Here is a 20,779-nt window from a genome sequence, read left to right on the forward strand (position 1 = left end):
GCGAGGGGTTCCTGTGAGGTTGGGCGGGGAGTGCGCGGCGTTCAGCGCGCGGGTTTCTGCTTGCAATCCCCGGCGGACGGCTCCTTGCAGTCGTCCCGCCGCGGCGGTGCCGAGGGCGCTTCAGGCGTCTCGCCGGCGCTGTTCGGTTCGGCGTCCTGCACATGTGCGGGTGGTGTCTTCACCAGGCCGGGGTCCTTTCCCGCAGGCGCGGGCTTGGTGAGGGCGGGATCGACCGCGGCGGGGGGCTTCACGATGAAGTCCGATTGGCCGCCTGGCCTTGCCGGCGCATCGGCTGGCGCGCGCTGCGGTCCTTGCGGCGATTGCGCCGCGGCGAGCCCGGCAACCAGTGCCAGCGCACCGGCCATCAAAGCGGCTTTGGCAGCCGACGCCATCGCTGTAACTGAAGCCCCTGCAGACATCGTTCGACTCCTTCGCTCTTGCATGCGGTCCACCGTTTCACCGGGAAGTCCCTGTACATGTAGGCGCTGTTCACCGGTGACCGCAGGGCGCATTCGCAGCCTCGGCGCCTGGGGCCGCGTTGCCATTCCCGGCGTCGAATGCCACGGCGTGACCTCCTACATCCACGGCTGGATTCAAGTCGGAAACTGCACGAATCAGGGGGAGCGACAGGCCGCGACAGGCCGCATTTGCGAACAGCGGCCGTCCAGGATGGCGACCGGCATGGGGAGTTTCGGCGCCTCCTCAACGCGGGCAAAATCGCAATCCGCCACCGAGCGGCTCCATGGCCGCTTCCGTCCATCTGTAGTGAGCACGATTTGCCCGATTCCACATCTTCCGCTGCGGATGAGCCCGTCCCCTCCGAGTCCACCCCTGCCGTCCCTTCCGACGCTTCCGCCGCTTCCATGTCGGACGCGGATGCGGCCCTTATCCCGAGCTCGCTGAATTTCCCGGTCATCGGCATCGGCGCATCGGCGGGCGGTCTCGAGGCACTGCTGCGTTTCTTCGAGCACCTTCCCGCGCGTGCCGGCATGGCCTTCGTGGTGATCCTTCACCTGTCGCCCAAGCACGAAAGCAGCGCCGCCGACATCCTGCAGCGCACGACGCGCATGAAGGTGTCGCAGGTGACCAGGCCCACGCCGATCGAAGTCGACCAGGTCTACGTGATCCCGCCCGGGGTCGAGCTGACGATGAACGACGGTTACCTGCGCGTCGCGCCGAGCGAGCGCGCAAAGGGCCAGCATGTGACGGTGGACGTCTTCTTCCGCACGCTGGCCGAAGCCCACCGCGAACGCGCGGTGTCGGTCGTGATGTCGGGCACCGGCAGCGACGGGGCGGTCGGGCTCACGCGCATCAAGGAGCGCGGCGGCATCGCGATCGCGCAGGCGCCGGCCGATGCGGCGCACACCGGCATGCCGCTGGCGGCCATCGCCACCGGCATGGTCGACATCGTGCTGCCGGCCGCGGACATCGGCCAGCGGCTGATCGATCTCTGGACCAACGCCCGCCAGATCCGGATGCCCGATGCCGAGAAGATCGGCGGGTTCGTCGCACCGCCCGAAACGCAGGCGGCTGCCCAGCAGGCGGAGCAGGCACTGCAGGAAATCATCGGCCTGCTGCGCACCCACACCCGGCACGACTTCAGGCACTACAAGCGGGCCACCGTGCTGCGCCGCATCGAACGCAGGCTGCAGGTGAACCGGCTGACGGACCTGCCGGCGTACCGGGATTTCCTGCGCGAGCATCCGCAGGAGGCCGTGCCGCTGCTGCAGGACATGCTCATCAGCGTGACCAACTTCTTTCGCGACCGCGACTCCTTCGAGGCGCTGGAGCGCGATGTGCTGCCGGAACTGGTGCAGCGCAAGCAGGCGGGCGACCCGCTGCGTGCCTGGGTCGCGGGCTGCGCCACCGGCGAGGAAGCCTATTCGCTGAGCATCCTGCTGCGCGAGCAGGCGGACCTGCACGCGCGGCCGCTGGAGATCCAGATCTTCGCCACCGACATCGACGACCGCGCCATCGCCACCGCGCGCAAGGCGGTCTATGCGCAAGGCATCGTGGAAGACATGTCGCCCTCGCGGCTGCGGCAGTTCTTCATGAAGGACCATGACCAGTACCGCGTATCGACCACGGTGCGCGAGCCGGTGCTGTTCGCATCGCACAACCTGCTGCGCGATCCGCCGTTCTCGCGGCTGGACCTGATCTGCTGCCGCAACCTGCTGATTTATCTGGACCGCGCCGCGCAGGCCCATGTGCTGGAGATGTTCCGCATCGCGCTCAAGCCGGGCGGCTACCTGTTCCTGGGCACCTCCGAATCGATCGATGCGGTCGGCAGCCTCTTCACGCCGGTCGACAAGAAGAACCGCATCTTCCGCGTCAATCCCGACCTGCCGCCCGGGCGCCACATGCCGCTGATCAGCGACATGCCACCCGCGCCGCAGGCCGGCACCTTCGTGCCGCCGCGCCGGACCTCCAAGCGCACCGGCTCCGAGCGTGCGAGCTTCGCGGAACTGCACCAGGCGGCGCTGGAGCAGTTCTCGCCGCCCAGCGTGCTGATCAACGCCGAGCACGAGGTGCTGCACCTGTCGAACGGTGTCGGGCGCTTCCTGGAACGCGCGAGCGGCGAGCCTTCGAACAACCTTTTGAACAACGTGCGCCCGGACATTCGCCTGGAGCTGCGTACGGCGCTCTTCAAGGCGAACCAGACGGCGCGCAGCGTGGAAACACGGCTGGTGCAGCGGCAGGAGAACGGGCACCAGGTCTTTCTGAACATCATCGTGAGGCCGCTGCAGCCCGCGGAGGGCGAGTCGCAGCAGCTCACGCTGGTCGTCTTCGACGAGGTCGAGGAAAGCATGCGCGCGAACGACGGCGAGCCGGTCGACGCGGCGCGCGAACTGCTGATCGGGCAGCTCGAGGAAGAGATACGCCAGCTCAAGCTGCACCTGCAGGACACCGTCGAGAGCGGGGAAACCTCCACCGAGGAACTCAAGGCCTCGAATGAGGAACTGCAGGCCATCAACGAGGAGCTGCGTTCGGCCAGCGAGGAACTGGAGACGAGCAAGGAGGAGCTCCAGTCGATGAACGAGGAGCTGGTGACGGTCAACTTCGAGCTGAAGGTCAAGGTCGAGGAGCGCGGCCATATCAACGACGACCTGCAGAACCTGATCGCGTCCTCGGAGATCGCCACAGTGTTCGTGGACCGCGGCATGCACGTCAAGCGCTATACCCCGCACGCGGGCAACCTGTTCAACCTGATTCCCTCGGACCTGGGGCGTTCGCTCTTCGACATCACGAGCCGGCTGGAATACCCCGAACTCGAGGAAGACACGGCCGCGGCCTTCAACGAGTTGCGCACCATCGAGCGCCATGTGCCGAGCACCGACGGCCGGCACTTTCTCGCGCGCATCCTTCCGTACCGCACGGCCGAGGACAAGATCGAGGGCGCGATCCTCAACTTCTTCGACATTTCCGAGCTGCGCTTTGCCCAGGACAAGGTGCGTGCCGGCGAGGAGCGCCTGCGACTGGTGGCGGCAACCACGCGCGACTTCGCGATCATCACCACCGACGAGGCCGGGCTCATCACCACCTGGAACGCCGGCGCGCAGCGCATCTTCGGCTACACGGAAGAAGAGATGCTGCGCCGCCCGATCGCGGTCATCTTCACCGCCGAAGACCAGGCGCACGGCGTACCGCAGCAGGAGATGCGCCGCGCGACCGAAACGGGCCGCGCCGCGGACGAGCGCTGGCATGAGCGCAAGGACGGCAGCCGCTTCTTCTGCAGCGGCGTCACCAGCTCGCTGGACCCCGCGAGCGGCGGCGGCTTTGCCAAGATCGCGCGGGACATGACCGGCACGAAGCAGCAGGAGCTGGCGCAGGAGCACCGGCTGTTCAAGGAGAAGCAGGCCAACCTCAGCGCGCAGATGGCCAACGAGCTGAAGGACAAGTTCCTGGCCGTGATGTCGCATGAGCTCAAGCAGCCGCTGAACCTCATCCAGATGAATGCCGAGCTGCTGATGCACCTGCCGGCGGCCGCGCAGATTCCGGCCGTGCAGCGCGTGGGCGAAACCATCAAGCGCGCCGTGGCGAGCCAGACGCGGATCATCAACGACCTGCTGGACCTGTCGCGCATCCGCACGGGCAAGCTGCGGCTGTCGCGTGTGACGGTCGACCTGGGCGAGCTGGTGCAGTCGGTGGCCCAGGCCGCCGTGGCCGATGCGCCGAAGAAGAAGCTGCTGCTGGAAACCCATTGCGACGAGGCGGTGCATTGCCACGGCGACCGGGTGCGCGTCGAGCAGATCGCCTGGAACCTGCTGAGCAACGCCGTCAAGTTCACGCCCGATGGCGGACGCATCAGCGTGCGCGTGGAAACCGAGGGCGACTTCGCCAGGCTCACCGTGGCCGACACCGGCTGCGGCATCGCCGCGGAGTTCTTGCCGCACGTGTTCGGCATGTTCAACCAGGCCGACGGCGACACGGCGCTGCCCAACGGCGGGCTGGGGATCGGCCTCGCGCTCGTGCAGGAACTCGCGCTGGCGCACGGCGGCCGCGCGGAGGTGAAGTCGGCGGGGCCGGGGGAGGGCGCGGAGTTCACCGTGTGGCTGCCGGGCAGCGGCGCGACCGACAGGCCGGCCAAGAATGTGCCGCACGCCGAAGTGAGCTTCGGCGGCTGGCGAATCCTCGCGGTGGACGACTATGTCGATGCGCTGGCGCCCTTTGCCGAGGTGCTGCGCCTGGAAGGGGCCGTCGTGGACGTCGCCGACAGCGCGCGCAAGGGCCTGGAACTGCTCGACGCCAACACCTACGACCTGCTGGTGTCCGACCTCGGCATGCCCGAGATGGACGGCTACCAGTTCATCGCGGAAGTGCGCAAGCGCCCGGCCACGCGCGCGCTGCACGCGATTGCCATGTCCGGCTTCGGGCGGCGGGCCGACGCGCGCCGCGCGCTGGAAGCCGGCTTCAATGCGCACCTGCCCAAGCCCGCCTCCATCGAGGAACTGAAGGCCGCCATCGCCAGGCTCTGAAGCCGCGGCGCGGACGGCTGCAGGACGCGCCGTCCGGGGTCAGAACCCGTAGTACTTGTTGATGCTGCGGGTGTACGGCTCGTCGTAGTCGGGAATGCTGGCGGTGGCATACCGTGGCGCGCCTTCGAGCGTCGCCTTGTCCAGCGGCACCACGTAGCCGTCCTGGGCGGTGTCGTACTTCAGCATGTTCCACGGGATCGGATAGCGGTCGGTGCCGATGCCGAGAAAGCCGCCGAACTCCAGCACCGCATAGCGCACCTGGCCCGACAGCTTGTCGATCATGAGGTCGTCGATGCTCCCGAGCTTGTCGCCCGCGGTGTTGTAGACCGTCGTGCCTTCGACGCGGTCCGATGAGATGACATTGGTCGTGCTTGCCATGGCCGTTTTCTCCATGCCGACGCGCCTGGGAAGCGCCGGCGCCAGTGATGCAAAGCCCAGGCGAGTGGTGTCTCTCGCGCGTGCGAGGCGGTTCATCGGCCATGCGCGATTCGCGCTGTAGGAATTGGGCTGAGGGCGCGCGCCGGCCCTGTCGATTTGATTGACGGCGGGCTCAGGCGATGTCCGACACGCGGCGCGTCGCAACGCGGTGATGTTGGCGCGACAAGGAGCACGAAATGACGACTACGAAATCAATCAAGGCCAGTGGCGGCACCCGCATTCGGGCTGTCCGTGCTTGCGCGGGGCTGGCGGGCCTGATGATGGTCGCGGGTGCCACATTCGCGCAGGGCTCGTCGACAGGCAATCCCAAGGGATCGGTCGCGCCCAGCACGCAGGGCAATTCGGCGCGTCATCCAGCCGAGCCGGCGCGCACCGTGGACACGGGGCGCTCCGAACCCCTGGATTCGAGCAAGGGGCCGCCCGAGGTGCGAGGCAATCGCACGCAGCGGCCCGGAGGCGGATCGGCCACGGGCGGGCTCACACGGCGCAATCCGCAGGACAACGCGACCTCGCCGGCGCCGCCGCCCAGCAACGCGAACTCCAGGCCCGGCAAGTAGGCTGCCTGGCTCGCCTAGGCCTGGGCGTCCGCCGGCGTCTTTTCGTCGACCGGCTCGCGCGGCAACTCGTAGAGAAAGAAGGGCGACGTATCGGGCCGGGTGCGCTGCAGCAAGGGCTTGGCCACGTTGTAGACCGGAACGCCGTTGATGGTGCGGCCCTCTAGCGTGCCGCGATGCGCGTGGCCATGGAACACGGCGTCCATCGGGTAGCGCAGCAGCGGGGCTTCCAGCCGGCTGCTTCCGAGGAAGGGAAAGATCTCCGCCGGTTCGCCCTCGACGGTGCCGGCGATGGGCGCGTAATGCAGGAGCGCGATGCGCCGCCGTGTGCGCAGCTTGGCCAGCGCCGATTCGAGCTTCATCGCCTCGTTCAGCGCCTCCTGCACGAACAGCTTGATCGCGGGCTCGCCCCATGCACCGAGCGTGCCGCGGCCGAACCCACCGCCGAAACCCTTCACGCCCGCGATGCCCACGCCTTCGATCTCGCACGCCGAGCCGTCGAGCACGCGCACGCCCGCATGGACCAGCGTGTCGGCCACTACCTCGGGCGTGCCCGATTCGTAGTCATGGTTGCCCAGTACCGCGACCACCGGGATGTGCACTGCGCCGAGCTCCTCGGCGAGGATGCGGGCTTCTTCCTCCGTGCCGTAGTCGGTGAGATCGCCGCACAGCAAGAGCGCATCGGCCGTTTCGTCGGCCTCGGCGAACAGGCTGCGCAGCGTGCCGGCGGAGTCCTTCTGGACATGGATGTCGCCGACGGCGGCAAAGCGGATGTGGGTCGAGGATTTCGGTGCAGGCATGGCGGCTCGCTTCTTCTTTCGTCTTTAGGTTCTGGAGGTTGAGCCCAGACTGGGCCGTGCCACGCGCCGCCGTCATCGGTCTCATCCCGCAGTCGCTGTAGGCGCCTGCCGACGCACGTTGAGGCGGTTGGCTTTGCCTCCGCGCCGCCGGGCCGCGCCACCTTTCACGCATGTCATCCACGACTGCGCTCGCCCCCTCCCTCGAAGAAGAAGTCGCGCCGCATGTGGCCGATTTCTACCGCCGAAGCCTGCGCGCCCTGCGCGACGCGGGCATTCCCTTTCTGGTGGGCGGCGCCTTCTCGCTGGCCTGCTACACGGGCATCCGCCGCGCCACCAAGGACCTTGACCTGTTCATCCTGCGCGAGGACTTCGAGCGCATTGCCGCGCTGATGCAGCAGCACGGCTGGCGCACCGAGATGACCTATCCGCACTGGCTCGCGAAGGTGTACGAGGGCGACGCGTTCATCGACCTCATCTTCAACTCGGGCAACGGGGTGACGCCGGTCGATGCGCGCTGGTTCCAAGGCAACTGCCGCTCCGAGGTGTTGGGCGTGCCGGTGCACGTGGCCAATGTGGAAGACAGCCTGCTGTCCAAGGCCTTCATCATGGAACGCGAGCGCTACGACGGCGGCGACATCGCCCACCTGCTGCTGGCTCGCGCCGAGCGGCTGGACTGGGCCAACCTGCTGGATCGCTTCGGTCCGCATTGGCGGGTGCTGCTGGCCCACCTGGTCCTGTTCGGCTACATCTACCCCGGCGAGCGCCACCGCATACCGGAATGGGTCATGACCCGCCTGAGCGGCCGCCTGGCCGATGAAGCGCACGGACCCGCTGCGCCTACGGACCGCAACGTGTGCGCCGGCACCTTGCTGTCTCGCGAGCAGTATCTCCACGATGTCCAGCAGGGCGGCTATGTGGATGGGCGCCTCACGCCTGCGAGCGGCATGACGGAGCGGGACGTGGCGAAGTGGACCCAGGACATCGAGGCGCCGCCTCCGGGGGTGGTGACCGGGAACGACCCGCCTGCGGAGCCACCGGGGGAAAGCGGCGCCAGCGAGCCGCGGAGCTGAGGGCGACCAAGCCAATACGTCCTCCTCCTCCACCAGATCCTCGCATTCCAGAAGCACCCGGCAGGCCGCAAGGCTCAAGCCACGGAGCCCTTGCGCAAAGCGATCTCGGACGGCGTTACCCCAAGCGACGCCACCATCGCGAGCAGCGTGTCGCCGAAGCCGCCCCGAGCGCGCGCATCGGTTCTCGCGCTGGTCGTGACGCGCGGGCCGGTGCTCCATGCGATGCGTGCGCCGGAAGCCTCCAGGGCGTCGACCAGGGCCGCGTCCTCGCTGCATGCCAGCGGCTCGAAACCGCCGACGCGGCAATACGCTTCGGTCGCCACGCCCAGGTTGGCGCCGTGCACATGGCGGTGCCCGTCCGCGTCGACATAGTGGTGCGCGAAATGCGATTGCAGCCTGCCGCCGTCGGGGCCGTGCGCGCTCCAGTCGGCCACGTCCACCACGCCGCACACCACCTCGGCGTTCTCGGCGAGTTGCTTCACCAGCCAGTCGGGCGAGACGATGGTGTCGGCATCGGTGAAAGCCAGCCACCGCGCACCCGCTCCGATGCAGAAATCGGCGCCTCTGGCGCGCGCGATGCCGACGTTGCGCGCATCGATCTCCAGCCGCGCCACGCCGTGATGCCGCATGGCGATCGCTTCGGTGGCGTCGCTGCAGCTGTCGAGCACGACCACCACGCCGACGTGTTCGCCCTCCAGCGCCGGATGGGCCGCCGCCCGCAGCACCGCGTCCAGCGCGGCGCCGATGCGCTCGCCTTCGTTGTGCGCGGGAATCACGACGCCGATCACCGGATGCCCTCGCGCTGCGCCACCGAGCGGCCATCGCGCGCCCAGACCTGGAGCACGAAGTCGTCTTCCTCGTGCAGGGCCAGGCGCGGCAGGCCCAGTGCGGCCAGTGCGCCGTGCACGTCCCGGGTGGAGAGACTGCGCTGCGCGAAATCGGGCCGCCAGTCGCAGGCCACCAGAACGCCGTCGGCCTCCAGCGTGTCTTCGCAACAGGCTGCCAGCCGGTGCATGTCGTCGTGGTCGAGGAAGTAGCCCATCTCGCTCAGCACGATGAGATCGAAGCGGCCGGCGTCGCGCGGCCAGTCCCGGGGCAACTGATGCTGTGCGACGCGCACATTGGCGAGTTTGCTGGTGCGCTTGCGTGCGATGTCCACGGCATGCAGGGAGAAATCGCTCGCCAGCAGATCGTCGCAGCGCTGCGCCAGCGCGAGCGTGAGTTCGCCGATGCCGCAGCCCGGTTCGTAGGCCCGCCGGTAGCGCGCCTGCGGCAAGGCGGCCAGCAGCAGTGCGCGCTTGCGCGCCTCGTACCAGCGATGGCGCAGCGCATACGGGTCTTCGCTGGCCGCATAGAGCGCTTCGAAATACCGTTGCTGGTCATGCTGCATGGCCGCGGCTCACAGGAAGATCACTTCGAAGGGGCGCGCCGCGCGCTGGACCGTGGTGGCGCGCAGCACTGGACCGGAGCCGGTGGAGGCATCGCGCCGCAACTGGCTGGTGAACGCGTTGACGGCCGCGCGCTTGCGCCGCACGGCGTCTTCGTTCAGCGGGAGCCGGAAGGCGTGCGACCAGGGCATGCGCATGTCGCCGGGCCGCGACCAGTGCCAGCCCCACACCGGCACTTCCGCCAGCCGCGCGCCGGTGCTTGCGGCCGCGAGTGCGCAGGCTTCGCCCGTCGCTTCGTGGTCGGGATGGCCGTCCTGCCGCCAGGTGGTGAACACCACGTCGCCGGGCCGCAGCAGCGACACGAGCCGGGCCGCCAGCACGGCGCGCAATGCCTTGATGCCGCCATCGGGCAGGCCCAGCCGGACGGGTTCGACGGCGAGGCCCAGGCACTGCAAGGCCTTGAGGCTCTCGCGGGGCCGGGTTCGCGCAAGCCGTTCGACCGGCCACTCCGTCGAGCCGCGATGGCTGGCGGTGCCATCGGTGACGGCGATCACTTCGACGTGCCGGCCGCAGTCGGCCAGTTGCGCGAGCAGGCCGCCGACCGAAAGCACTTCGTCGTCGGGATGCGGCGCGACAACGACGCAGCGCGCGTGCGCGGGCACCAGTTCCTTCGGCGCGATCGCGGGCAGTCGTGCAAGCCCGGGCCAGCGGCTCCACTCGGCTTCGGTGGTGCCATCTCCCCGGATGGCGCGGCGCGCTACAGCGTCCATGACGAGGGCTCCTCTTTGTCGTCGGCGGCGAATTGGCCGAGTGCGGCGAGGTCGCGCTCGGCATGGCTCTGGCGCAGGAACACGGGCAGGTCCGCCATCGCGCGGGCGAAGCGCGGGTCCCGGCACAGCGGGCCGGCGCCCACGGCGCGGCCGGCATGGTGCAAGACCTCGTTGGCGGCCTGCTCGACAGCCAGGCGCGCGCGCAGGGCGGTGCGCCGCGCGCTGTCTTGCGGATGCCGGTCGATCCAGTCGGCGGCTTCGCGCAATTGCGCGGCCGCCGCGGTCAGGGCCACGTCGATGGCACCGAGGTGCGCGAGGCGATGGGTATCCGGTGCCGGCCCGCGCAGCCGATGCACGGCCTGCGCAATGCCGAGCGCGCCACCGAACCAGCACGCCGCGATGCCCGCGCCGCCTTGCCAGAAACCGGGCCGGTTCACGTAGTCGCCGGGCCGGCCGACCGGCGTGGCAATGGCGCCATCGAAACGCACATCGACGCTGGCGCTCGCAGCCATGCCGACGGCGTGCCAGCCATCGCCGGTCACGCGTACGCCGGGCTGGTCCATCGCGACGGCCGCGAGGCACGGCTCGTTCGCCGCGTTCCAGCAGCTCACGACGGCGTGCGTCACCGTCGCCGCGCCGGAGCACCACGCCTTGGTGCCTGTCAGGCGGATTCGATCGTCGCCTTCTGCATGAAGCGCGAGGCGCGCGTCGGGTGGTTCCGCACACCACGTGCCCCAGAGCGAGCCTGCGGTCGCGAGAGGCGCGCGGTCGAGTTCGGCCAGGATGGCCAGCGCATCGGTGTGTCCTTCGAACAGCTTCGCCAGCGACAGGTCGTGCGCCGCCACGTCGGTCAGCACGCGCCAGCGCGCCAGGGTCTGGCCGCTGCCGGGCCGGGGAAGCACGTCGATGCCCGCATCGGCCAGGTGCTTCAGCGCCAACCCGCAACCGTGGCGCAGTTGCAGTTGCCTCAGCAGGACGTTGTCGGGTGCCGGTTCGAACATGGGCGGCGTGCTTGGTTTGTTTGAGATGAAAACAGAAAGCAAGAAAAGGAAACTTCGGCACAAGGTAGGCAAACCATGCAACGCAAATCGTCGGTGGGCGGCTTCCGGCCGTGTAGGACCGAACAGGGGAAGCCGCAAAAACATCGTCGCCGCCATCGCGAGGCACGACCGACGCCCGGGGTCGGTCTCTTCCCACACGCTGGGGCTCGTCGCGGGAAGAGAAAAGTGGTTTTCAACTTGCCAAGGAGCAGCAGCAATGGCGAACCCGAACACCCGCAATGCCGCGAGCGGCAGCGATGCCACCACCAACGGAAACGACGACGACACCAAACCTTCGGAACACAACAAGGCAGGCCATCAGGACCCCACCTCCCGCAACGAGCCGCGCCGCACGCCCCAGAGCCGCCACGACCGCGAGAGCCATGTCGGCGGCAGCAACCAGATCCAGTCCCGGCGCGGAGGCGGCTCGTGATGAAGCCGCACGATTTCTCGCGTTGCATCGCGCTCTGCAACGCCTGCGCGGCGGCGTGCAACCACTGCGCCGCGGCCTGCGTCGAGGAAGCGTCTAGCACCATGGCGCGCTGCATCGCGCTGGACCTGGACTGCGCGGCGATCTGCACGACTGCCGCGGGCGTCATGGCGCGCAACAGCGAGAACGCGGGCCTCGTCTGCAGCCTCTGCGCCGACATCTGCAAGCTCTGCGGCACCGAATGCGCCACCCACGACATGGACCACTGCCAGCGCTGCGCCGAAGCCTGCAGGCAGTGCGAAGCGGAATGCCGGCGCATGGTGGCGGCCTGAAGCCGGCCGAGATCGCGCTGCGCAAGCTCGGCGACGCGACCGATGCCTGTCGCGAGTGCCCGTTGGGCGAGCGCGCGACGCAATCGGTCTTCGGCGAAGGGCCCGTGCATGCGAGGCTGATGGTGGTCGGTGAGCAGCCGGGCGACAAGGAGGATTTGGCGGGCCGGCCTTTCGTGGGCCCGGCCGGGCGGCTGTTCGATCGCGCCGTGGCGGAACTCGGATGGTCGCGCGATCGGCTCTACGTGACCAACGCGGTGAAGCATTTCAAGTACGAGCTGCGCGGCAAGCGCCGCATCCACAAAACCCCCGCGCAGCGCGAAGCCGATGCCTGCCACCACTGGCTCGAAAGCGAAATCGCACTGGTGGAGCCCGTCGCGTTGCTCGCGCTGGGCGCCGTTGCGGCGCGCTCGCTGCTGGGACGCCACGTGGCCGTGATGAGCGAGCGCGGCCGCTGGCATGAAGACGCGGCGGGCCGGCGGGTTCTGGTGACGCTGCATCCATCGGCGCTGCTGCGCGGCGATCCCGAGCAGCGGGACGCGGCGTGGAAGGCGTGGCTCGATGACTTGTCGCAAGCATCGGCGATCTTCGAGAAGGCGCCGCCGCGAACGCGCAAGAGGGTCGCGCCGGCGCGCGCAAGGAAAGCCGTTGCCGAGACGGCTTGATCGCACGCATGGCTTGCATGCAGGCGTGCGCGAGATCAGGCGCTTGTCCAGAAGGCCTTGGCCGAACCGATGCCGGTCGTGTCGATTTCCGGAGCGAACCGGTCGTCGGCGCCCAGGCCGGTCGCGAGGCCGAGGCGCATCGCCAGGTGAGCGGCGTCGTAGGGCGCGTGCACCTTGACGTCGTTGTCGAAGTAGCAGAACACGTCGCGCTTGCCGCGCCGTGCGGCGGTGGTCGAAGCCAGCTTCGCATCGGGCACCTGGCGGCCGCGCCGCCATGCGTCGATGCGTGCGGCCCAGCGATCGAGTGCGGCATCTCCATACCCGCTGGCGTAGAGCTCCTCGTCGCCGTGCAACCGCAGGTAGACGAAGTCCGCGGTCAGGTCTTCCAGGAGGGGCCAGCGTCCCGCCGTGTCGGCGACCACCAGTGCCACACCGTGCCGGCGCAGCGTGGCAATGAATGCGGGATCGATGAAGCTGCGGTTTCGCACTTCCACGGCGTGGCGGATTCGAAGACCACGGGGCGCCTTCAGCAGCGACCGGCCCGTCATCCGATCGTCGTGCTCGCGTGCCAGCGCCACCGCGGATTTGGCGTCATGCGGCAGCAGCGAGAGAAAGCGCTCCAGGCGTTCGGCGTCATAGCGCATGCGCGGCGGAAGCTGCCAGAGCACGGGGCCCAGTTTCTTCTCGAGCGCCAGCACGCCCGATGCGAAGAAGTTCGCAAGCGGCGTGCGCACGTCGTTCAACTGCAGCATGTGCGTGATGTAGCGCGGGCCCTTGACCGCGAACACGAAGTCATCCGGCGTCTCGTCGTGCCAGGTCCGGTACGACTCGGGCCGTTGAAGCGAATAGAACGAGCCATTGATCTCGATGGTGGAGAGCATCCGCGAGGCGAACGCGAGCTCGTTGCGCTGCACGAGGCCGGGCGGGTAGAACCGTTTTCGCCAGGGCGCATAACGCCATCCCGAGATGCCGATGCGTATGTCCGCGTGCGGTGCGCGTGAGGCCATGGTGTGCGGGTCTTGTGCCAGGTGTCCGGCTATTTGGCCGGCGTGGTGGCCGGCGCTTCGGCGGGTGCGCTTTCGCTCTGCGCGGGCGCGATCTGCACGGGTGCATCGAACCGCTTCTGCACTGCATAAAAGTACGCCAGCGTGCCCAGCATGATGACGATGGCCGCCAGGATGCCCCATGCGAAAACGCGGCGGTTGTCCCGCTCGTCGCGCGTTGCCTGTCGATCGTCCATGTCGAAGTCTCCCTTCGTCGAAGAGGAGAGAAGAGAAGAAAAAGAGCAAAGGGAAGCAAACGCTGCGCCCGCGGCGGCCGCAGCAATGTCAGACAAGTGCGAAGGCGCTTGTCCCACATGAGCACGCCAGCCGCGCTGTGAAAACTTGCCGTGAAAGACGTCGAACCATGCGATGCATTCGATGTCGTCGTACCAGGAGATTCACATGCAACGTTTCACCGACAAGGTCGTCATCGTCACGGGCGCCGGCTCGGGCATCGGCGAGGCCACGGCCCGCCGCTTCTCGCAGGAAGGCGCGAACGTGGTGCTCGCCGGCAACACCAAGGCCAAGCTCGACAGGGTGGCGCGCGACCTGCCGCCCGAGCGCACGCTGGTGAAGGTGACCGATGTGTCGAACTACAAACAGGTGCAGGCGCTGGTGGCGGCGACCCTCAAGCGTTTCGGTGCCCTGCATGTGCTCTTCAACAACGCAGGCATCGCGGTGGAGGGCACCGTCACCGAGGCGCCTTTCGACGGCTGGGACAAGATCATGGCCACCAACGTCGGCGGCGTGTTCCATGGCTGCCGCGCCGCCATGCCGCACCTCATCGAGAGCAAGGGCTGCATCGTCAACACCGGGTCGGTGTCGGGCCTCGGCGGCGACTGGGGCATGGGTTTCTACAACGCCTCGAAGGGCGCCATCGTGAACTTCACCAAGGCGCTGGCGCTCGACCACGGCCGCGACGGCGTGCGGGTGAACGCGGTGTGCCCGAGCCTGACCTTCACGCCGATGACCGAGGACATGAAGGGCGACCGCAAGCTGATGGCCAAGTTCAACGAGCGCATTCCGCTGGGCCGCGGCGCACAGCCCGAAGAGATCGCGGCGGTGGTGGCGTTTCTCGCGAGCGACGATGCAAGCTTCGTCAACGGTGTCGCGCTGCCGGTCGATGGCGGGCTCATGGCATCGAACGGGCAGCCCGACATGGCTTAGCTCCCGTTCCCGTCCGCGGTGCGGCGAAATCCTACCGAGGCTTCCGAAGCGCACCCACGGGCGCGGGACGACGGCTCCGTAGCCTTCGCGCTTTGCAGCAAAGGAAGCACCCCATGGCCCACCGCAAAGTCGCCGACCTCGTCATCGAAACCCTGCAGCAGGCCGGCGTCAAACGCTGCTACGGCATCGTCGGGGACACGCTGAACCACGTCACCGACGCGATCCGCCGCAGCGAGATCGAGTGGGTGCATGTGCGGCACGAAGAGGCGGCCGCTTTCGCCGCCGGCGCGGAGTCGTACCTGTCGGGCGAGCTGTCGGCCTGCGCCGGCTCGTGCGGGCCGGGCGGGCTGCATTTCATCAACGGCATCTACGAAGCCAACCGCAACCGCGCGCCGCTGGTGCTGATCGCGAGCCAGGTCGTGACGAGCGAGCTCGGCATGGACTTTCCGCAGGAGGTGGACTTCAAGTCGATCTACGCAGGCTGCAGCGTCTTCTGCGCGCAGGTGTATTCGGCCGACCAGGCGCAGCGCGTCACGGCGCTGGCCGCGCAGGCGGCGCTGTCGCGCGGCGGCGTGGCCGTCGTCATCCTGCCGAGCGACATCGCGCAGGCGGAGGTCAAGGAAGAAGGGCCGCCCTTCGCCGTGCACCGTGCCGCGCCGGTGGTGCGTCCGAACGATGATGAACTGGCCCAGCTGGCTGCGTTGCTCGCCAAGGGCCGCAGGATCGCGATCTATGCCGGCCACGGCTGCGAAGGCGCGCACGAGATGCTGCTGGCGCTCGGCCAGTGCCTGAAGGCGCCGATCGCCCACACCTCGCGCGCCAAAGGATTTCGTCGAATACGACAACCCGCTCAACATGGGCATGACCGGCATCTTCGGCGTGGAGTCGGGTTATCACGCGCTGCAGGCATGCGACACGCTGTTGCTGCTCGGCGCGGATTTCGCATGGAGCCAGTTCTATCCGTCCAAGGCCACCATCCTGCAGATCGACACCGACGGCAGCCACCTGGGGCGGCGGCATCCGATTGCGCTCGGCCTCGTCGGCGACGTCGCGCACACCATCGAGGCGTTGATTCCGTTGCTCGAAGAGCGCAGCGACCGCGCCTTTCTCGACGAGTGCCTGCAGCACCGCAAGGAGGCCCTCGAGACGCTGCGGCGCGACGAGCGGCCCGGCAAGGAAGGCCTGATCCATCCGCAGCACCTGACGCAGGTCATCGACGAGCTGGCCGCCGACGATGCGATCTTCACCGCCGACGGCGGCAGCCCGATGGTGTGGTCGCTGCGCCACCTGAACATGAACGGCCGGCGCCGCACGGTGGTGAGCCTGCTGCACGGCACCATGGCCAATGCGATGCCGCAGGCGCTGGGCGCGCAGAAGGCTTACCCGGGGCGGCAGGTGATTTCGCTGTCGGGCGACGGCGGTCTTGCGATGCTGCTGGGCGACCTGATGACGGCGGTGCAGGAGAAGCTGCCGATCAAGGTCGTGGTCTACAACAACGCGAGCCTCAATTTCGTGGAGCTCGAGCAGAAGGTCGAAGGCCTGCTCGACAACTACACCGATCTCTTGAACCCCGACTTTGCGCGGCTGGCCGAGGTGATCGGCTTCTACGGGCAGAAGGTCGAGCGGGCGGAGCAGTTGCCCGATGCGGTGCGCGCTTTTCTCGCGCACCCGGGACCGGCGCTGCTGGACGTGAAGGTCAACCGCACCGAGCTCGTGATGCCGCCGAAGGTGGAGTTCAGCCAGGTTGCGGGAACCATGCTGTATTCGGCCAAGGCGGTGCTCAGCGGCCGGTCGTCGGATGTGGTGGACCTGCTGAAGGACAACTTCACGCAGTGAGGGAGGCGCGCCAGCAGCTCGGGCAACGACAACGGCTGGCCCGCCTGCCGTGGCCCTGAAGAAGTCGGCGCGAACCGGCTAGTTGTCGAACCCGCCGTCCGGCATCTGCCGCGCATACACCGCGAGCACGATGCGTTCGGAGTGGATCAGGTACTCGTTCAGCGCCGCCGAGCCCTCGGCGAACTTACCGGCCTCGATGAGTTCGAGCAGCTTGGTGTTCATGTCCACGTAGGGCGCATGCAGGAACTCGGGGTCTTTCAGCAGGCCGAATGCCAGCCGCAGCTCGACCAGGACGTGGGCGAACAGCACGTTGAGCCGTTCGCTGTCGGCCAGCTCGACGATGCCCTTGTGGAACTCCATGTTGGCCGTGCCCACGCCGAGCCAGTCGCTGGCGTCGCGGCACTTCAGTGCCGTCTCGACCGCCTCGCGCATGTGCTTCTTGGCGGGGTGGCGCGGATAGGCCTGCGCCAGCGCCTGGCATTCGATGAGCCGGCGCACGCGGTAGATGTCGATGATCGACGCGATGCTGGGCACCGCCACGAACACGCCGCGGTTGGGCGCGTGCTTGAGCAGGCCCTCCTTGGTCAGCGTGCGGAACACCTCGCGCAGGGTATTGCGCGAGATCTCCAGGCTTTCGGCCAGCGCGGCTTCCGACAGCCGCTGCCCCGGCGAGAACTCGCCCTTCACGATCTTCTGGCGGATCAACTCGGCCACGCGGTCGTTCAGCGTGAGCAGGCCGGCGGCCGGCAAGGCGGAGGAGGTGGGGGAATCCAGTGGGGTCATGCCGGTCGGTCGAGGGAAAGAGAGGGCGGGCGCAGCGAGCCTGCGTTGTAACAGACGCCCAATGCGCCGCCCGCGCCGACGCACCGAAAAGCATCCATTTCAGGGTTTTCATGGGTGCATGTTGGCACTGTTGTTGGGCACAATTCTATAAATTGTTCAACAACTTGTTCTGAATAAGTGATTCATGAGGAATGAATTGCTCATTCATTGGCATGGAGGTTGCATCAATCGACCGCGCCGGCGCATGCAGCCGGTGTTTTTGCATTGCAACGAAAGACCAACCATGACACCTGAAGTCCCCCTGTGGCCGCTGATCGGCGTGGCCGTGATCATTGCGGGGTTCATCCTTCGCTTCAATCCGATGCTGGTGGTGATCGTCACGGCCATCGTGACCGCGTTCGCCGCCGGCTTCGGCCCTATGGCGATCCTGGCGGCCATCGGCACCGGCTTCATCAAGACGCGCAACCTGCCGCTGATCATTCTTCTGCCGCTGGCGGTGATCGGCCTCCTGGAGCGCCACGGCCTGCGCCAGCACGCGCAGAACTGGATCAGCCGCATCAAGTCGGCCACCGCCGGCCGCCTGCTGATCGTCTACCTCGCGGCGCGCGAGCTCACGGCGGCCATGGGCCTCACCAGCCTGGGCGGCCATCCGCAGATGGTGCGTCCGCTGCTCGCGCCGATGGCCGAAGGCGCCACCGAGACGCGCTACGGCAAGCTGCCCGACCGCATCCGCCACAAGCTGCGCGCCTACGCCGCGGCCACCGACAACGTGGGCCTGTTCTTCGGCGAAGACATCTTCGTGGCCTTCGGCGCCATCGTGCTCATGACCACCTTCCTGCACGAAGCGGGCATCGACGTGGAGCCGCTGCACATCGCGATGTGGGGCATTCCCACGGCCATTGCCGCTTTCATCATCCACGCCTGGCGCCTGCGCCGGCTCGACCAGGCATTGGCCCGTGAGCTGGGCGGCGCCGCGGAGGCCGGTGCATCGATTGCCACCGCCGTGCCCGCCAAGGAAGGACGCTGATCATCATGATTCTCTCGATCCAGCACCTGTACCTTCTGGTCGGCGTCATCCTCGCCATCACGGCCGTGATGACGCTGGCCGACCGCCAGCACCCCAAGCGCTACACCAGCGCGCTCTTCTGGGGCATCTACGCGCTGGTCTTCCTGGTCGGCGACAAGCTGCCGCCCGAGGTGGTCGGCGTCGGCGCGATCGGCATGGCCGTCATTGCCGGCCTGCGCGGCGTCGGCGCGGGCAAGCACCGCGAACCCACGCCCGCGCAGTACCAGGCCAGCGCCACGCGCCTGGGCAACAGGCTGTTCATCCCGGCACTGGCGATCCCGCTGGTCACCGTGATCGGCACCGTGGGCATGAGCCACATCAAGCTGGGCGGCACGCTGCTGCTCGACCCCAAGAACACCACGCTGGTGAGCCTGGGCATCGGCTGCGTGGTGGCGCTGGCGCTGGCCTGCTGGCTGACGCGCGAGACGCCGGTGCAGGGCATGCGCGAATCGCGCCGCCTGACCGATGCGCTCGGCTGGGCCGTGGTGCTGCCGCAGATGCTCGGCATGCTGGGCCTGGTGTTCTCCGATGCCGGCGTGGGCAAGGCGGTGGCGCACATCACCACCAGCTACATCAACATGGACATCCGCTTCGTGGCCGTCGCGGTCTACGTGCTGGGCATGGCGCTTTTCACCATCATCATGGGCAACGGCTTCGCGGCCTTCCCGGTGATGACGGGCGGTGTCGGCGTGCCGGTGCTGGTGGGCGTGTACCACGGCGATCCGGCCGTGATGGCGGCCATCGGCATGTTCTCGGGCTACTGCGGCACGCTCATGACGCCGATGGCGGCCAACTTCAACATCGTGCCCGCCGCCCTCTTGGAGCTGCCCGACAAGAACGCGGTGATCAAGGTGCAGGTTCCGACCGCGGCCGCGCTGCTGGTGGTCAACATCTTCCTGCTGTACTTCCTGATGTTCCGTTGAGGCACCGCGCATGACCATCGATGCAAAGGCCCCCCGGGTGCTGGTCGCGGGCTTCGAGCCCTTCGAGAACGACGCGGTCAACCCTGCGTGGGAAATCGCCCGCGCGCTGGACGGCTGGGCCTGCGAAGGCGCCGTGGTGCAGGCGGTGCAGCTGCCCTGCGTGTTCGGCCGCGCCATCGACGCGCTCGACGCCGCATTGATCGGCCCGCCGCTGCAACTGGTGCTGTGCGTCGGTGCGGCGGGCGGGCGCGCCGAAATCTCGATGGAGCGCGCCGCGCTGAACATCGACGACGCGCGCATTCCCGACAACGCGGGGCAGCAGCCCATTGACCTCCCGGTGGTCAAGCACGGCCCGGCGGCCTACTTCTCGACGCTGCCGATCAAGGCCATGGTGCGCGACGTGCGCGCGGCGGGCCTGCCCGCGGCCGTGTCGAACACCGCCGGCACCTTCGTGTGCAACCACATCTTCTACGCGCTGATGCACCGGCTCGCGACGCGTCCGGCGCTGGCGCACACCCGCGGCGGCTTCGTCCACGTGCCCTACCTCCCCGAGCAGGCCGCCTCGAAACCCGGCGTGGCGAGCATGGCGCTGGCCGCGCAGGTGGAGGCCTTCCGCGTGGCGATCCGCACCGCGCTCACCGTGCGCGACGACGTGCGCGAGACCGCCGGCCGGCTGCATTGACCCCCAAAGCGTGCGCACGTGCGCGCACGCCGGAGACGAACATGAACATCGACTTGAACAGTGACCTCGGCGAGAGCCTCGGCGTCTGGCGCATGGGCGACGACGCCGCCATGCTGGAGATCGTCAGCAGCGCCAACGTGGCCTGCGGCTTCCACGCGGGCGACCCTGCCGGCATCCTGCGCACGCTGCGCCAGGCGAAGGAGCGCGGCGTCGCGGTCGGCGCCCATGTCGCCTACCGCGACCTGGTCGGTTTCGGGCGCCGCAACATGGACGTGGACAGCGCCGACCTGCGCGCCGACGTGATCTACCAGATCGGCGCTCTGAAGGGGCTGGCCGCAGCGGCCGGCACCGAAGTGCGCTACGTGAAGCCGCACGGCGCGCTCTACAACACCATCGCGCACGACGAGCGCCAGGCGCGCGACGTCATCGCCGCCATCCGCGAGATCGACCCGGGCCTGGTGCTCGTCGCGCTCGCGGGCTCGCCGCTCATCGGCTGGGCCGAGGCCGAGGGCCTCCGCGTGGTGGCCGAGGCCTTTGCCGATCGCGCCTACACGCCGCAAGGCACGCTGGTGTCGCGCCGCGAACCCGGCGCCGTGCTGCATGACGCGACCGACGTGGCCGAGCGCATGCTGCGGCTCGCGAACGAAGGCACGGTCACCGCCATCGACGGCAGCGTGGTGCGCATTCGCGCCGACTCGGTCTGCGTGCACGGCGACAGCCCCGGCGCGGTCGAGATGGCGAGGCGCGTGCGCGAGCGGCTGGTCCAGGCCGGCGTCACGGTCCGCTCTTTCATTTCGGCAACGACTGCGTGACGACGCC

General features: G+C 68.3%; 21 protein-coding genes and 1 pseudogene. 12 read left to right on the top strand and 10 right to left on the bottom strand.

What is annotated here, in order from left to right; all coding sequences use genetic code 11:
* Positions 1–41: 41 nt before the first annotated feature.
* Positions 42–419, bottom strand: coding sequence for a hypothetical protein (locus VARPA_RS03385; protein ID WP_013539142.1), 378 nt, complete (start codon positions 417–419; stop codon positions 42–44).
* Positions 420–863: 444 nt separating this feature from the next.
* Here VARPA_RS03385 and VARPA_RS03390 point away from each other — a divergent pair, with 444 nt between their 5' ends.
* The gene (locus VARPA_RS03390; protein WP_013539143.1) at positions 864–4,976 is read left to right on the top strand and encodes a CheR family methyltransferase; all 4,113 of its coding nucleotides are present in this window, start codon (positions 864–866) and stop codon (positions 4,974–4,976) included.
* Between the two features lie 39 nt (positions 4,977–5,015).
* Here VARPA_RS03390 and VARPA_RS03395 read toward each other — a convergent pair whose 3' ends face one another.
* Positions 5,016–5,354 carry a PRC-barrel domain-containing protein gene (locus tag VARPA_RS03395; RefSeq protein WP_013539144.1) on the bottom strand — a complete coding sequence of 113 codons (339 nt, stop codon included), beginning with the start codon at positions 5,352–5,354 and terminating at the stop codon, positions 5,016–5,018.
* A gap of 236 nt (positions 5,355–5,590) precedes the next feature.
* On the opposite strand from VARPA_RS03395, the gene VARPA_RS03400 reads away from it, so the two are divergent.
* The gene (locus VARPA_RS03400) at positions 5,591–5,971 is read left to right on the top strand and encodes a hypothetical protein (protein ID WP_013539145.1); all 381 of its coding nucleotides are present in this window, start codon (positions 5,591–5,593) and stop codon (positions 5,969–5,971) included.
* A 14-nt stretch (positions 5,972–5,985) separates the two neighbouring features.
* On the opposite strand, the gene VARPA_RS03405 is transcribed toward VARPA_RS03400, so the two are convergent.
* On the bottom strand, positions 5,986–6,768 hold the full coding sequence (locus tag VARPA_RS03405) for a metallophosphoesterase family protein (RefSeq protein WP_013539146.1): 783 nt from the start codon (positions 6,766–6,768) through the stop codon (positions 5,986–5,988).
* 170 nt (positions 6,769–6,938) lie between these two features.
* Here VARPA_RS03405 and VARPA_RS03410 point away from each other — a divergent pair, with 170 nt between their 5' ends.
* On the top strand, positions 6,939–7,838 hold the full coding sequence (locus VARPA_RS03410; protein ID WP_013539147.1) for a nucleotidyltransferase: 900 nt from the start codon (positions 6,939–6,941) through the stop codon (positions 7,836–7,838).
* A gap of 74 nt (positions 7,839–7,912) precedes the next feature.
* On the opposite strand, the gene VARPA_RS03415 is transcribed toward VARPA_RS03410, so the two are convergent.
* Genes VARPA_RS03415 through VARPA_RS03430 form a run of 4 tightly spaced genes read right to left on the bottom strand, consistent with a single transcriptional unit; the run spans position 7,913 to position 10,997 of the window.
* The gene (locus tag VARPA_RS03415) at positions 7,913–8,626 is read right to left on the bottom strand and encodes a glycosyltransferase (protein WP_013539148.1); all 714 of its coding nucleotides are present in this window, start codon (positions 8,624–8,626) and stop codon (positions 7,913–7,915) included.
* Positions 8,623–9,228 carry a class I SAM-dependent methyltransferase gene (locus VARPA_RS03420; RefSeq protein WP_013539149.1) on the bottom strand — a complete coding sequence of 202 codons (606 nt, stop codon included), beginning with the start codon at positions 9,226–9,228 and terminating at the stop codon, positions 8,623–8,625. Before VARPA_RS03420 ends, VARPA_RS03415 begins: the two co-directional genes overlap by 4 nt.
* A gap of 9 nt (positions 9,229–9,237) precedes the next feature.
* On the bottom strand, positions 9,238–9,996 hold the full coding sequence (locus VARPA_RS03425) for a PIG-L deacetylase family protein (RefSeq protein ID WP_013539150.1): 759 nt from the start codon (positions 9,994–9,996) through the stop codon (positions 9,238–9,240).
* The gene (locus VARPA_RS03430) at positions 9,984–10,997 is read right to left on the bottom strand and encodes an acyl-CoA dehydrogenase (RefSeq protein ID WP_013539151.1); all 1,014 of its coding nucleotides are present in this window, start codon (positions 10,995–10,997) and stop codon (positions 9,984–9,986) included. Before VARPA_RS03430 ends, VARPA_RS03425 begins: the two co-directional genes overlap by 13 nt.
* 256 nt (positions 10,998–11,253) lie before the next feature.
* Here VARPA_RS03430 and VARPA_RS03435 point away from each other — a divergent pair, with 256 nt between their 5' ends.
* Genes VARPA_RS03435 through VARPA_RS03445 form a run of 3 tightly spaced genes read left to right on the top strand, consistent with a single transcriptional unit; the run spans position 11,254 to position 12,460 of the window.
* Entirely contained in the window at positions 11,254–11,469 is a 216-nt protein-coding gene (locus VARPA_RS03435) for a hypothetical protein (protein ID WP_013539152.1), read from the top strand.
* Positions 11,469–11,798, top strand: coding sequence for a four-helix bundle copper-binding protein (locus tag VARPA_RS03440; protein ID WP_013539153.1), 330 nt, complete (start codon positions 11,469–11,471; stop codon positions 11,796–11,798). The genes VARPA_RS03435 and VARPA_RS03440 overlap by 1 nt, the downstream gene beginning before the upstream one ends.
* Positions 11,774–12,460, top strand: a complete 687-nt coding sequence (locus VARPA_RS03445; protein ID WP_013539154.1) for a UdgX family uracil-DNA binding protein — start codon at positions 11,774–11,776, stop codon at positions 12,458–12,460. The genes VARPA_RS03440 and VARPA_RS03445 overlap by 25 nt, the downstream gene beginning before the upstream one ends.
* 35 nt (positions 12,461–12,495) lie before the next feature.
* On the opposite strand, the gene VARPA_RS03450 is transcribed toward VARPA_RS03445, so the two are convergent.
* Positions 12,496–13,467 carry a DUF72 domain-containing protein gene (locus VARPA_RS03450; protein WP_013539155.1) on the bottom strand — a complete coding sequence of 324 codons (972 nt, stop codon included), beginning with the start codon at positions 13,465–13,467 and terminating at the stop codon, positions 12,496–12,498.
* Positions 13,468–13,496: 29 nt separating this feature from the next.
* Entirely contained in the window at positions 13,497–13,700 is a 204-nt protein-coding gene (locus VARPA_RS03455; RefSeq protein ID WP_013539156.1) for a hypothetical protein, read from the bottom strand.
* A 205-nt stretch (positions 13,701–13,905) separates the two neighbouring features.
* Here VARPA_RS03455 and VARPA_RS03460 point away from each other — a divergent pair, with 205 nt between their 5' ends.
* Together VARPA_RS03460 and VARPA_RS03465 are read left to right on the top strand one after the other, a co-directional pair.
* Complete coding sequence (locus VARPA_RS03460; protein WP_013539157.1) at positions 13,906–14,670, top strand: SDR family NAD(P)-dependent oxidoreductase; 765 nt, start codon at positions 13,906–13,908, stop codon at positions 14,668–14,670.
* Positions 14,671–14,783: 113 nt separating this feature from the next.
* Positions 14,784–16,506: pseudogene (locus VARPA_RS03465) on the top strand (thiamine pyrophosphate-dependent enzyme).
* A 78-nt stretch (positions 16,507–16,584) separates the two neighbouring features.
* Here VARPA_RS03465 and VARPA_RS03470 read toward each other — a convergent pair.
* Complete coding sequence (locus VARPA_RS03470) at positions 16,585–17,289, bottom strand: GntR family transcriptional regulator (RefSeq protein WP_013539158.1); 705 nt, start codon at positions 17,287–17,289, stop codon at positions 16,585–16,587.
* 283 nt (positions 17,290–17,572) lie between these two features.
* Here VARPA_RS03470 and VARPA_RS03475 point away from each other — a divergent pair, with 283 nt between their 5' ends.
* From VARPA_RS03475 to VARPA_RS03490, 4 genes are read left to right on the top strand one after another with little or no spacing between them, the layout of a single operon-like run.
* A complete protein-coding gene (locus VARPA_RS03475) occupies positions 17,573–18,316 on the top strand; it encodes a DUF969 domain-containing protein (protein WP_041942760.1) in 744 nt (247 codons plus the stop codon).
* 5 nt (positions 18,317–18,321) lie between these two features.
* A complete protein-coding gene (locus VARPA_RS03480; protein ID WP_013539160.1) occupies positions 18,322–19,278 on the top strand; it encodes a DUF979 domain-containing protein in 957 nt (318 codons plus the stop codon).
* Positions 19,279–19,288: 10 nt separating this feature from the next.
* Positions 19,289–19,960, top strand: coding sequence for a pyroglutamyl-peptidase I (gene pcp, locus VARPA_RS03485; RefSeq protein ID WP_013539161.1), 672 nt, complete (start codon positions 19,289–19,291; stop codon positions 19,958–19,960).
* Positions 19,961–20,001: 41 nt separating this feature from the next.
* Positions 20,002–20,772, top strand: a complete 771-nt coding sequence (locus VARPA_RS03490) for a LamB/YcsF family protein (protein ID WP_013539162.1) — start codon at positions 20,002–20,004, stop codon at positions 20,770–20,772.
* Positions 20,773–20,779: the final 7 nt, after the last annotated feature.

The organism is Variovorax paradoxus EPS (assembly GCF_000184745.1).
Lineage (GTDB): Bacteria > Pseudomonadota > Gammaproteobacteria > Burkholderiales > Burkholderiaceae_C > Variovorax > Variovorax paradoxus_C.